Source organism: Spirochaetota bacterium (assembly GCA_038043445.1).
GTDB lineage: Bacteria > Spirochaetota > Brachyspiria > Brachyspirales > JACRPF01 > JBBTBY01.
In genome coordinates this window covers 19648-33576 of record JBBTBY010000099.1, presented here as the reverse complement: position 1 = coordinate 33576, position 13929 = coordinate 19648, and the positions used below count along the sequence as shown (strand labels likewise).

General features: G+C 56.4%; 7 protein-coding genes. 2 read left to right on the top strand and 5 right to left on the bottom strand.

Annotated elements, in window-relative coordinates; translation table 11 throughout:
* Positions 1-102: 102 nt before the first annotated feature.
* Together AABZ39_14465 and AABZ39_14460 are read right to left on the bottom strand one after the other, a co-directional pair.
* Positions 103-4848, bottom strand: coding sequence for a sugar-binding domain-containing protein (locus AABZ39_14465; GenBank protein ID MEK6795982.1), 4746 nt, complete (start codon positions 4846-4848; stop codon positions 103-105).
* Positions 4849-4877: 29 nt separating this feature from the next.
* Positions 4878-5006, bottom strand: a complete 129-nt coding sequence (locus AABZ39_14460) for a hypothetical protein (protein ID MEK6795981.1) — start codon at positions 5004-5006, stop codon at positions 4878-4880.
* A gap of 307 nt (positions 5007-5313) precedes the next feature.
* On the opposite strand from AABZ39_14460, the gene AABZ39_14455 reads away from it, so the two are divergent.
* Positions 5314-7740: an ATP-dependent helicase C-terminal domain-containing protein gene (locus AABZ39_14455; GenBank protein MEK6795980.1), complete on the top strand. Its 2427-nt coding sequence runs from the start codon at positions 5314-5316 to the stop codon at positions 7738-7740.
* A 20-nt stretch (positions 7741-7760) separates the two neighbouring features.
* Here the strand turns inward: AABZ39_14455 and AABZ39_14450 are convergent, their stop codons facing one another.
* Positions 7761-8522, bottom strand: coding sequence for a class I SAM-dependent methyltransferase (locus AABZ39_14450; protein MEK6795979.1), 762 nt, complete (start codon positions 8520-8522; stop codon positions 7761-7763).
* 137 nt (positions 8523-8659) lie between these two features.
* Here AABZ39_14450 and AABZ39_14445 point away from each other — a divergent pair, with 137 nt between their 5' ends.
* Positions 8660-10423: a FecR family protein gene (locus AABZ39_14445; protein ID MEK6795978.1), complete on the top strand. Its 1764-nt coding sequence runs from the start codon at positions 8660-8662 to the stop codon at positions 10421-10423.
* Between the two features lie 65 nt (positions 10424-10488).
* On the opposite strand, the gene AABZ39_14440 is transcribed toward AABZ39_14445, so the two are convergent.
* Positions 10489-12711, bottom strand: coding sequence for a transcript cleavage factor (locus AABZ39_14440; protein ID MEK6795977.1), 2223 nt, complete (start codon positions 12709-12711; stop codon positions 10489-10491).
* Between the two features lie 17 nt (positions 12712-12728).
* Positions 12729-13706, bottom strand: a complete 978-nt coding sequence (locus AABZ39_14435) for a hypothetical protein (protein ID MEK6795976.1) — start codon at positions 13704-13706, stop codon at positions 12729-12731.
* Positions 13707-13929 lie beyond the last annotated feature (223 nt).

The following is a 13929-nucleotide window of genomic DNA, read 5'->3' as shown; positions in this document are numbered from 1 at the left end:
CCTCTGCGCATTATCCTCCATGCTTTTTATTGCACTCTCTTACATTCTCTGTGCCCTCCGTGGTTTTATTTTCTTACGTGATGGTTCGGGGCAATGCATTGCCTACCAGCGATAATAACGGTACGGATCATCTCCTTGCGGGAAATCGTTCTTCCAGTCCGGATGATACATCGATGCCGGCGGGGGATTGATCGGCTCTTTCGGTGTGAGCGCAAGCTCTTCGGGCTTACCGACAAGGCCGCCGCCCCCGAAATGATCGAATACGCGTACGGCAATGACATGCTTGCCTGCTGTCGCAAGACGCGCCGGGACCGTGTAGAGACGCGGGGCCGACCAGAAATTCTTCACATTGATATCCGTCGATCCGATGGCTTCACCGTCGAAGAATGCGGTATCGAAATCGTCGACTGCACCAAGGGATACGACAAGGTCGCGTCCCGCCCACGTTTCGGGGATCTCTATTGCTTTCCTGAACACTCCTTCTCCGTCCGTGGTCGACCATGCCCCGCCGTAATTCTCCCACTCCTTGGAAACAGCTGCGTCCTGCATGCCGCTTTCGTCAGCTTCCTTTGCGGTGAGCGCACGTGCGCGGTCGCTTATGCCGGGGTCCTTGGGCTTTGCATCATTCGCTCCGGCCGGCGGATAGGGCGTAACGAGCGATGCCTTCCATCCGTCGGCAAGCGATATCCTGTCCGGCGGCTGTATCGGTCTGAGCATACGCGCATCCCCTTCGCATACGGCGCCGAGATTCGCCGCTATCTGTGTGAGCGCGCGCGTGAAGCGCCAGCGGGTGATACGGTTGTAGGTGAGGCGGTCGGCATCGAGCGCGGCTGCAGCGGGCTGGAAGAACACCGCGGTCCCTCCGCGGCGAACTTCCGCGAGAAGGCCGTCGGCACCGATGGCATCGGCACCGGAAGTCACTATCCATGCCTCTCCGTCAGTGCGCCGTCTGAGCTCGCCCGGAAGCAATCCGCGTGTGCTCTGCCATGACGGTATAATGAGCGAGCCGCTGTGTTTGTCTTTTTTTGCGATACGCACGCCAAGCGGAGCCGTGTCGGTGCGCCGGGGGAGTATGACCGCATTGTTCCCGCGGCGAAGGAATGATTCGAGCGCAGCATCATCGACGGAGGCCTCCGCTCCGATGAAGAGAAGCCCCCGTTCCGGAATAGATCCGACGGGAGATGCAGCGATGCCGGATGCGGTGAGAACGGCTGCGGCATCTTTGCCGAGATAGAATGCATCGGCACGTTCCTCGATCTTCGCCGACGAAGCGGAAACGAGAATGTTCCGTGCGATGATCTCGGCCGCAGGGTCCTTGACATGGTCCTCAAGATCAAGCATGCAGATTGTGAGGATGCCTTTGCCGAGCGGTATCTCCGCGAGCGGCGTATACGCCGAGTCGAATTCACAGGCGATGAGCGGCCGCCATCCGGCGCGATGCGGCACTTCTATCGCGGCGCTGCTTACCGCATGCGTGCTGCCCCAGCGCCAGCCGTAATCGGGCGTGCGGTTGAGCATCGTTGATGAAAGAGCCGTATCGGTCGGCGGGATGAGCGTGCTTTCGCCGGCCCAGTCGCGGAGCGCTTCGGCATCGATGCCGAGCAGTGCACGGTGACCGCTCACGATGGGGAATGCACGCCGTGTCATCTGCCTGCTTACACGAAGTCCAAGACGCTTACGCATCCATTCGGGATCCTGCGCCATAAGGAGTGCGCGTCCGCCTGAGCGAACGAACTCTTCGACAGAGGTCATATCGGTATTCCCGGATGCGCATGCATTGCGTCCTATCACAAGCAGTTTTCCTTTTGCACCGTTCCATGATGATGCCGATGCGCCGAGTGTTTTCAGCAGCGAGGATGTATCGCCGTCAGGGTCGAGGACAAAGACGGACGGCAGCGTCGATGTGTCCGGCGTATACACGCGGAATGCGAATGAATCGGTGTGCATGAAATTCCCTATCGTGCAGGTAAGCCGAATTATGCCGTCGGCGCGCGATGCTGTCTTTGCCGGTGCCGTGAACTGCAGCGGGATGAATTTCGTTGTGGATGGTTCCGCTGTGCCGTCGAGCCTGCCGGAGGCGATGACGCCGTTAAGCTCGACGCTCCACGTCCCGGAATATTTCTTCGGCGACCGAGCATCACTGATGATGACGATCTGTTTCGTGACCTTTTCGCCGGGGCGGAAATTATGCGTCTTGTCCGTGAACTTCGGCGATCCGCCTATCCATGCAAGTGTCTCGCTGTTGTTCGAAATGATGGCATATCCCGCTGAGGTTATCGGCATGCCCTCCGGTCTGAAGTAGTTGAAAAGACCGTACGTCGCTTCCGCTCGCCAGTAGCCGCGTGTACCCGGTACGAATGCCGCGAGCTTGATCGTCTTTGGCGAGAACGGGTCCATGTTCGATCCGCCGCCAGCTTCCTTGAGCCAGCCGTGACCGTTGCCCCACGGCAATATGCCGCCGGATATTCCCCAGGTGCGCCATGTGCGATAGGTGTTGCGGCTGAAAAGCGTTTGAAGCTGATTGAATCCTTCATGAATACGAGCTGCTTCGATGCCATGCCATGTCTTCCATAAAAATTCTTTTTCGAACGTTGATGATACGAGGGCGCGATACGCCGGTGTTTCCGCGCGGTATGCATCGATGCCCTGATACATTGCGAGGAATTCCGAGTATAAGGGCTCGCTTGTCGATGCCTGACCATAACCGCGGCGTCCGCGGTGGAATGTCGTGTACAGCGGTGTCCCGAATTCGACCATCATGACCGGCATATCGCCTTCCGCTGCGTAGCGCGAAAGCCATTCCTCGCGTTCCTGCAGCGGTATGATACAGAGATAATTGTTGAGCGAGTATATATCGCCGACAGCACTGCCGGCATGCATGAATACCGGCCGTGTGGGGTCGACGCGCTTTATCATCGCGGATGCGTCCTCACCGTATTCGGAGGCGCGTTTCCATCCCGGCTCGGGGAGCGACCCGCGGCTTTTCGATCCGATGGCTTCCGGGTTCTGGTCCTGTCCATGGCCGAACCGGTTCGCTCCTGTCACCCAGCTGATTATCGACGGATGATTCATGAGGCGTTTGAGGAGCGGCGTCATGCGCGATGCCCAGCCTTCCTTCACGCCCGGCTTTGTCCAATCGCTGACGAATTGCCCCTGACTGAGCGCGGGTGTGATAAGGAGCATGCCGAGGCGGTCGGCCTCCTGGCACCACATCGCATCGAATTCCGTCGAGCCGCGTTCCAAGCGGTCCCACGGCCACATTTCATAGGCATTGAAGCCCGCCCATTTGAGGCCCTCGAGCGCGGCGGCGATGAGCTCACGCGTGCCCGAAATGGGACTTTCCGAATGTACCGGCGCCGGACGAAGCCGTATCTCCTTTTCATTGAGGAGGAATCGCTTGCCGTCGATACGGAATTCGCGGAACCCGAAACGTTCGGTGATAGTATCATCGAGACCAGCGCCCGATGCCGAAAGTTCAAGTGTGTAAAGCACGGGCGTATCGATGTCCCATAATTGCGGATCGCTCCAGTCCCAGGATGCACGGACGGTGCCGTTCTCGGAAATTTCCGACGAGGCGGTGAACCGTTTCACCGTATTGCCTTTCGCATCGCGAATGAGAGCGTTCAGGGCTGCCGTGCCCGTTGCACCGGAGATGTCCGCTTCAATGGAGATTCGTTTTTCCCGGACCGATGTACGTACTGCACAGCTTGTAAGAACGGCGCCTGCCGGGCGGCTCGCAAGGAATACGTCGCTGATAAGGCCGCGTGTGGAAAGCACCGCTTTTTCTTTCAGCTGCTGCCCCTCGCCCATACCCATGAAACGTGTGACCTCAGCCGCGTCGGATGTCGCGACAACTTTGATGCGCAGCTTGTAGGAACGCCCTGCCTCCACGGCGGAGGTGATGTCCACTTCGCCGCCAGGCCATGATACTCGGCCGATCTCGCGGCCGAGAAGATATACTGCGGCATCGGTCGATACGCGTGTCATATCGATGACGATCTTTCGTCCTGCCCATGCTGCCGGGATAGTGATGTCACGGCCGTACCATGCTGCGGGGGCGTCGGCATTGAATCCGTCCCATGCGGGGCCGTTGCCTATGGTAAGGCACGGCATAGGGTAGCCGCGCCAGCTTCCCGGTACGCGTATCCATCCGCGGCCGGAGCTCTGCGGCGCAGCGGCTGCCGGACCTCTCGCGGGCTGGAACTGCCAGAGCCCATTGAGGCATATCACGGAGCGCTTCGCATTCACATCTTCGACAGGCTCTTTTCCCCACGTGAGCGTCATGCCTGCGGGGATATCGGCATCGATGCCCTCGCCGCGGTTCGCGAGTAGTTCAACTGTGAGGTCATCGAGCATCCAGTCGCCGACGGAGGCGAAGAGCGCCGGTGATATCTTCACATAGGTCGCGCCGGCGGGGATGGTCACGTTCTGCGAAACGCTGACCCAGCCGTCGGTCGGCTGCGGCCATTCCCCGGCGATAGTATGCGTTACCTTGTTCTCCGGACCGAAGATGGTAAGAGCGATACGCGCATTGTTCCAGCTCTCCTTGCCGGGGGTGATGGCGTTCACGCGTACGCGGTATTTGAAGCGCAACGTTCCCCATGCAGGGTCGAGATTGAGCTGTTGTGTGGCGCTCGCATTGCCCGGTGCTGTCGTTTTCAGATGCAATACACGCGTCCCGCCGTCCGTCACGATCTTCGCATTGTCCGTCAGTGTCCAGCCGGCATCGGTCTCAAAATCACCGTTCAGTATCGGTATCGGTTCTGCTGCGGTCAGAGCGGCAGCGCATAGTACGGCTGCTGCACAGTGCATGATGTTCCAAGTGCGGATAGTGATGTTTTTTTTCATGACGGTGATATCTCCTGTCGGACTATTGTTCAATGGGGCGTATCGTGAATGAACGTGCGGTCGCCGTCCTGGAACGGCTCTGCCGTACGGGCATCACCAAGTGCAGAAAGCGCTGCAGAAAGGCACAGCATGATGGATGCGTATTTAAAAGCTAACATTCTAACGCTTGAGTATAGTAGCCCACGCCCGCTTTGTCAAGGAAATTATATGACCCAAATCCTCACATAAGGATAAAGAGAAACCACGGAGATCACGGAGAAAAGGCCGAGAAAGAACGGAAGGGCAGCTGAACATTTTCACCCGAAAGATGATACCTGCTGCGCATTGTCCTCCATACGCTTCATTGCATTCTCATACATTCTCTGTGCCCTCCGTGGTTTTATTTTCTTACGTGATGATTCGGGTATGAGCTTATATTCTTTGGAAACACATGGATAATACGGTGAATTCTGATATACTTACCGCATGGCCCCTGACCTGCCCATATTCGCCGAAGAAAAACGGATAATCGATGCGCTTTCCGCCGGCCGTTCGCTTATCATAAGCGCACCTACCGGGAGCGGGAAATCCACCGGCGTTCCCGTCATGCTCCTTACGGCGAACGTAACGCAGAAGCGCATCATCGTCATAGAACCGCGCGTCATCGCGGCACGCCATCTTGCATCGCGGGTATCCTGGATGCTCAATGCACGCCCGGGTGAGATATGCGGACATCATACGCGTTACGAACGCGCATTCTCGGATACGGCGCGCATCGTTTTTATGACAGAAGGAATATTCTTACGCATGCTCGGGAGCGATCCGACGCTTGCCGATGTCGGCATCGTCATTATTGACGAATTCCACGAACGCGGCATACTCTCCGATATCGCGCTCGGTCACTGCAAAGATCTCATTGACAGCGGACGCGGTCCGGCGCTCATCGTCATGTCGGCGACGCTTGACAGTAATGCGGTGGCTTCCTATCTCCGTGCGCCGGTCATCGAGGGCGGCGGGCGTATGTTTCCGGTGGAGCTTCGCTATGCTCCGACAGTGTCCACGGCGCCGGTATGGGCTGAAGCGGTGCGTGCGTTCAAGTCCGTTGCGGATGAGCCGGGCGATGTACTCATTTTTCTCCCTGGCCGATACGAGATAGCGCGTACCATCGATGCATTCCGACGTGCGGTGCCCTCGGTGATGCCGCTCCCGCTCCACGGCGATATGGATACGAAGAGTTCCGACCGTGTGTTCGCGCCGACCCCCGTGCGAAAGATCATCTGCGCGACCAATGTCGCCGAGACCGCGCTTACCATCCCGACCGTACGCATCGTCATCGACAGCGGGACGGTGCGCCGCATGCGCTATGATCATGACCGCAGCATGAATGTGCTTGAGACGGCATCGGCAAGCATGAGTTCGGCCGAACAGCGCCGGGGCAGGGCAGGGCGTGTTGCCCCCGGTATCTGCATACGCCTCTGGCATGAGCGTGAGAACACGGTGCGTGCGCGCGACGATCTGCCGGACATCATGCGTGTCGATCTTTCCGATGCCATGCTTACGCTCGCATCGCTCGGATACGGTGATTTCCCCTGGATCACGCCGCCTGATGAAGCGCGTGTCAAGGAGGCGATGGATGTACTTGTCATGCTCGGCGCTCTTGAGCGGAAGAACGAAGCGGTGTCATTGACCGCTATCGGAGAGCGGATGGCTGACCTTCCCCTTCCGCCGCGCATCGCGCGCATCGCTGTTGCAGCGGACGGATGCTCAGCCATGGAGACGATAATGCTTTGGGCCGCCATCGCTTCGGACGATCCGGTCACGGGGAATGATTTTGATCCTCTTGAGCATGCGGGGACGGATGATCTCTCGCTCATCGCCGATATACTTTCCGCCGCCGCGCATGACGATTTTCGTTCGCTCCCGCGCGGCATTTCGCGTACGGGGGCTGAACGTGTCTGGCGTACGTTCCGCCAGCTCTGCCGCACGGTATCACCGGGAACGAAGAGGATATCGCCCGAACAAGCGCTTATTACCGGCTTTCCGGACCGCATCGGTGCCCGTGTCCCGGGGAGTGCGGTCGCATTCGATTTCGGGTCCGTGCGTGCGAATATATCGCCGAAAAGCATCGTGCGCGATGCCGATCTCGTTATCGCATTGGGGATAACCGCCGTTCGGGATGTGTCAACGAAACATACCGCATATCCTGTCGTTCCCATCACGAGCGAACTGCTTCCCGCGCATGAGCTCGCCGAGAACCGTACTGTTTCGTTCAATGAAAAGGACGGCCGGGTTACTGCGATCTGCGAGACGCGGTATCGTTCCATCGTTATCGAGCGAAAGGGAATATCACCGGATGCTTCCGCTGCCGCAGTGATGCTTGCCGAGGCGCTGCTTGACGGGAAGTTTTCGGTGCCGTCATGGGATGAAAGCGTCGACCGGTTTCTCACACGCGTGCGCTGTACCGCGGCGTGGTTCCCTGAACGAACGCTCATTACCTTCACCCGAGACGAGCTCGCGGTCATTCTCGCCGAAACGTTCGATGGATGTACGAGCGTCAAGGATATTGCCGGGCGCGATATCATTTCGCCGATACGAAATGCGCTTTCCCATGAGGAGCGGTCATTCGTAGAGAAGATGGCGCCGGAGTCGATAACGCTCGCCAACGGGCGTATGATGAAGATATCCTACCAGGAAGGGAAACCGCCGCGTGCGCGCATGAAGCTCCAGCATCTCTATGATGTTCCGCGTACACCGACAGCAGCCGGCGGGAAAGTGCGCATACTCCTTGAGATACTGGCGCCGAATCAGCGGCCGGTGCAGATAACCGACGACCTTGCCGGGTTCTGGGAGAATTCGTATAAACAGATACGCAAGGAACTCGCCGGGCGTTACCCGAAACATGAATGGCGGTGATGCGGGGTGTTACCGCCTGTTCAGGAGAATTTGCCGGCGAAAAGCTCCACCGTGTGATGTATCGTTACGGCGTCCTTTTTTGCATAGCGGTCAAAGAGATCGGTGAAGAATCGGATCGCTTCGTCGTGCCCCTCTTCCCCCGCCTTCGGGGCGTAGGTAGCGGACATGAATCGACCGATGAGGCCGTCACGATCGAGCTTTTGCTCATTATGGAACGTATGCATCCGGTAATTCTCATTCCCGTAGAACGCCTCGATATCCGACGCCGTCACCGTTTTATGCGTTTCCTCGCGGTAGAGCGGCAGCCCGCGGACATAGAACTCATATTCCCGATGGAAATCGTCCCGGTCGATCTCCCTGTCGTTCCAGAGCATTACCATATAGTGATCAGGCTTGAGTATGCGCATGAATTCGTGCCGAGCCGCCGATGCATCGAACCACTGGAAGGACTGTGCCGCGGTGATCAGGTCAACGGATGATGCGGCGAGTCCGGTGGCCTCAGCGCTCGCATTCGTAACGATGACCGATGGATCGGAGGATACTTCCTTCTCAATGACCGAACGCATGGCGTCGAACGGCTCTATCGCGTACACCGTCCGGGCAAGCGGGGCGAGCATGGCGGTGAATCGGCCGACGCCGGCGCCGATATCGGCTACCACCGCTCCCTTCGTCAAACCATAGCTTTTTTGAAGGAGATCGATGACCTCCGCAGGGTATCCGATACGGTATTTTCGGAATTGTTCGACCCGGCCGGAGAAGAATTCCTTGGGATTTCTATCCATTTCGCCAATATTGTATACCCTTTGATGGGAAGTTCAAGTGTCAGGAGCCCTCCGCAGCTGACGAAATTTTTGCTTGACTTTTTGAGGTGAGCGTCCGATAATGATGTTGTACTACGTACCTTTCGGAGGATGGTTTTATGAAACCTCAACGCCTGCTTACGATCCTTATGCTTGCTGCAGTATGCGTCTTTGTTGCCGTATCCTGCAAACCGCGGCATGCCGAGGAAGACGATTTCATCAAAGACTTCAACATCATGACCGACAAGAGCAAGGACACCAACGCTCACGGCAAAGCGGTGCAGGCCGATAAGGCTGAATCCGTGACCGCGACGGTGTGGGATTCCCCCATGTCCGCTCAGGCGAGAGAGGCGCTGCGCGTATTGTGGCGCGGGAAGCCCGTTGAGATGAAAAGCTACTTCGAAGCCCTCAATGTCGATGCGGCCGACGGGGATAAAGGTGAGCTCTGCCACTTGAAGGGGGTCGCGTACTTTCTGCTCGCAAAAAAAGACCGCTCGCTCAAGACGACGGCGGTAGAATGCTTCGAAAAGGCGAATCAGACCACCGGCAAGCAGAAATTCAAGGTCTTATCGATGCTCTGGCTCGGCATGACGTATTACAGCTATTACAGCGATGCGGAGAGCCTCAAGAAGGGCATGGGCTGGCTTGACCGCGTTACCGAAGAGTATCCCCGCACCCGTTTCGCCAATGATGCCGTCCTTTATAAGGCGCTTACGAAACGGCAGCTCGGACAGTCCGAGGAATACAAGGAACTCCTCCTCGGCCTCGAGCGCGGCGGTTACCCTGATATCTATGTCTATTGGATCCCGATGAACCAGTATGTCCGTGCGAAGGATGCGGTCAATTATCTCCTCCGCGGCGTACCGTTCAATTACTACGGCGGCGGCGGCGGATATGTCGCGGCGAGCGGTTCGATAACCGAAGCAAAGGGTACGTATGCGGTGAAGGCGAACGGCGCGGATGTCAAGACGAATATCGGCGCGAAGATCGCTGCCGGATACGAAGTGATAACCGATGCTGACGGTGAGGTGACGGTCGATCTTAAGACCATCGGTGTGGTGAAGATCGCGCCGCTCTCATCGGTGCAGTTCAAGAAGCTGAGTCCCGCAAGCGGTACCGCCGGTATTGTTGTGACGAAAGGCAAGGCCATGTTCGCGGTGCCCAAGCTCGGGAAAAAGAGCACGTATGCCATCGACACCGGCAGTGCGAACCTTAAGGTCACCGGTACGGCGTTCTCGGTAGCGAGCGACGGAACGACATCGAAGGTCGCGGTGCTCCGCGGCGTCATCGATATCACGAATGCCGGCGGGTATACGAACGTTACGGAACTGCAGGAAGCCGATATCTCTTCATCGAATTCGATGGCGAGCGTCGCTGTCATGCAGAAATCCACGATAGAGGACGTCCGCGGTATCGTCGATATCAAGGGCGTTGAAAAATACGAGAGCAAGGAAGCGCTCACCGATAAAGTTGACCGTGTTACCATGCGTGTCGCGAAAGAAGAAGCAGAGGCGGCGCGAAAGCAGGCTGAATCTGCGAAAGCACAGGCTGAGGCACGGGCGAAGACGGCTGAAGCCGATAAAGTGAAGGCGCAGGCTGATGCGAAGGCGGCGAACGATGCCAAGGCGAAGGCGGAAAAAGCCGCTGCCGACGCGAATAGCGCCAAGGCTGCTTCGGATAAGGCTGCTGCCGACGCGAAAGCTGCGAAGGAAAAAGCGGAGAAGGATAAAGCTGCTGCCGATAAGGCCGCTGCTGATGCCAAGGCCGCCGCTGATAAAGCGAAAACAACTACAACTACAACGACTACGTCGACGAATAAAGCTGCGACGACAACTACTACGACGACTTCGACGAACAAGAAGAAGGCCGCCGACGACTGGTAGAGATTCGAGAGTACAACAAAAAGGCCGGCGTTATGCCGGCCTTTTTTTATCGACAGATCGTTGGCTCAGCTGAGGTCGGGGAAGCGTTTCGTCACCGCGGTGATGATGAGCGTCTTGTACTGGTTCTCGATATTGATGAGCTTCTGGAATTCCTTGAACACCTTGCCGACGCTCTCTTTCTGCTCGCTCTCGATGAACGAGATGAGATTGCCGCGGTCGAACACGAGTTCGTACACGGTCTTCAACATCTTGCGCGCCTGCGCCGCGTTCTCTTTCTTCTCGAGCATGCGATTGAGCTGCGGTATGAGATTGAGGAGCCCGATAAGAAGAAGCTCGCGGTTGTACTTGAACGGTGCATCGAGCGCTGCGGCGAGTTCATCGGCGAGTTCACCGATGAGTATTTTCTCCGCGAAGTAAAGGAACGGTTCGACGTACTCATTGCACTTGAGTATCACCGTGTTTATGGCCTCGGTGAGGATATCGACCTTCCCCATCTGGATGAAGCGCCGTATGATGATGTGATGGTTCTTTACCTGCGGCGTATAGAGGAACGATGTCAGGATATCCGTCCAGCGGCGCGGATAATTCTTCACGATGGCGCCGACCAGGCGTTCCCGGAAGAGCGCCGTCGGAAGATGCTCGTACACATCGGTGAATTCCTTTATGCCCTTGATCACATCATCGATCGAGCGGTCGAAGGAAAGTGCGAGCTTATACTCTTCGATGACATAGTGGATGAGGAATATGCTCTTCACGGTGCGATAGCTTACGGGTTCCGCCTTCGCTGCGACGATGAAATAGTTCGCCATTTCCTTTGATTCATCGCAGTTGATGTCCTTGGCGTAGTTGACGTAATTGAGGTACACATCGAATTTGGCGTCGAAATCCGACGTGCGGTCGAACGTGTCGAGGGTCTCCTCATCGTACGTCATGCCGCCCTTCTTGAAAATGAAGGTGTTCTTGACGAATTTAAGCTCATTGTTCGCGCGTATCGCTTTTTTCGCGTCGTCAAGCCATTTGTTGTACTGATTGTCCGGGATGACATCCGGCACCAGTGCGTGCTTCAAGTCCTTGGATGCGACACGCTCGCCGATGGTGTAACGGAGCACTAGTTCGATGAGCTTATCAGGCGTGTTCTTCGCCATTTCCTTGAGCTCGGCAAGGCGGTAGGCTTTGTAGACGCGTATATCACCGTCGTCGAGGACGGACACGGATTTGAGCACCATCTCAAAGCTCATGCGGTGAGCAGGGCTCGATACGAAGTCGACGATTATCTCCTCGGGGGCGAGGGCTTTTACGCGGCCGACGCCGAAATTCCGGTGGAACACGTATTTGCCCACGTCGTACTGTATGCGCTTCTCGAACGCATCGATGCATTCTTTGGGTTCTTTCGCGGTATTGAGCAGCTGTGACATCTTTGCGAATTCGTCGAACATGGAGTGGTTCGGATATATGGTCTTATACACGTCTTCAAGCCGGTGGCGGAAGAACTTCGCTTTCTTCGGGTTGAGTTTCGCTATTTTCTGCTCATAGGCGAGTATGCGTTTCAATACGGAAAGCGAGAGGGGTATGTCCTTTACCTGCTCGAAGAAATGGAAGAACATCGGTTTCCAGAGGTCGATCATCGCGTCCGGGATGAGGAGTTCGGCGAGGCTCGCTTCTATCTTCGAGAAGAAGACGATGCTGTCGGGCTTAAGCTCCATGATCTTTTTCGCGTTCGTTTCGACCACTTTATCGCGGCGCTTGGCGATGTTGCGCTCGAGCGCTATCTGATAGTACTCGACGGCCTTCTCGAAATTCTCCTCTTTTTCCTTGATATGCGCGATGCGTTCGGGGAGCTCATAGTTGTCCACATCGAATTTGATGAGGCGTTCCCATATGTCCACCGCAAGGTCGTCGCGGTTGGCTACCTGATAATAGGAAGCGAGATAGCGGAGCGCATAATCCGTCTCCTTGTACTCGAGCACCTTCTGCGCGAGGAATTCGACGATGGCCCATTTCTTGATGTTCTTGAAAATGGATAAGAGCCGTTCCAGATGCGTATCATCATAATCGCCGCGCTCAAAATTGCAGAGCCCGGAGACGTAAAGCGCCGAGATGTGCTGCGAATTGCGCGTCAGATGCGCCTGCGCCGCTTCGTACGCCTCTTCAATGGCGTTCGCGTCGCGTACCCGCATGAATACCGGGTCTATTTCAGTGAGGTTCTTCACCGTATAATTGATAAGCGGTTTACGGGTGAACGTCTCTTCGACGAACACGTCATCCAGTTTTTTTACATCATCATTCATGCCGTTCTCCTTAGGCGTTACTGCCGCCGCATGCGCTCTGCGAAACGGCCCGCGATCGTGTCGTTCACCGACCGCATTTTCTTCATAATAAGTTCTATCTCACCGGTTATGCGCGCGTCCCCTGCCGTGGATTCATCGATCATCCGCTCTCCGATAAGCCATGCATAAGCGAGCAGGAGCCTCGGTTCGGTGCGGCTCTTGCGTACGCCCGCGCGGAGGTCCGCTTCGAGCTTCGCTATCGTCTTTCGCAGGTTTACCGTTTCCTCCGGGGCCAATTTCCGCCGTACGGAAAGGATGCCGCTTATCTCGCCGTACATCCCGAGCCAGAGCCGTACTTCCTCCTCCTCGGCAAATCCTTCGGACCGTGCCATGACCGCAAGCGAAGCGATGAGCGGATGTGCTATACGGCCGTACGGTATCATGAGGGGGTCGTAAAAGAGCGCCTCACGCAGGTACAGTGAAGAGCGCTCCTCCTCGTGAAGGATGCGATACGCCTCTGAAAGGTACCCGAGCGCCCATGCATTGTAGCGGTCCGTTTTCAGGATACGCTCAAAGATCTCCACGGCTTTTGCATGCTCGCTCTGCTCCATGAGCGCCCTGCCGATATCGCTGAGCACGCTGCTTTCGCCGGCAAGAAGCGCTTCTTCAAGGACCGTCCGTGCTTTCGTGAACACAAAGTGTTTTACCGGGGGGTATACGGAGATATCCGTACCGCCCTTGCGCTCACAGAACAGCGTGAACTCGTCGAAATAATCGATGAGCTGCCGTCCGAGCGGCACACCGGAAAGCGAGGATATCTTCCCCTCGCGGTTCTTCCAGAAACCGATCGCGCGCATATTCTCAAAGAGCAATGGGTGATCGAAGTCATGCTCCATCACCGTTTCAAGCAGTTGGGACGCCTCTGAAAATCGGCCTTCCCGCAATACAGAATCGACGGAAATAAATAGTTCCGCGATAGTATCCTTTTTTTCAAATTCCAGTTCCGGCTCCGGCATCTCGATACTCTTACATCTCGCTTTTTCGGGGCCTGTATACTCTTGGGATCGTTCTTTAATATGACTTAACAACGGCAGACCTGCCTGCCGTCGTCCAATTCGATAGGATGACACGCCTGCCGTTAGAATAACCACATTGTACACGAATGGATGCCTTTGTCAAGCGTTGATGCCGGATCGACATCTGATTTGACTTTGTCAATAAATCAATTATATTATAGAT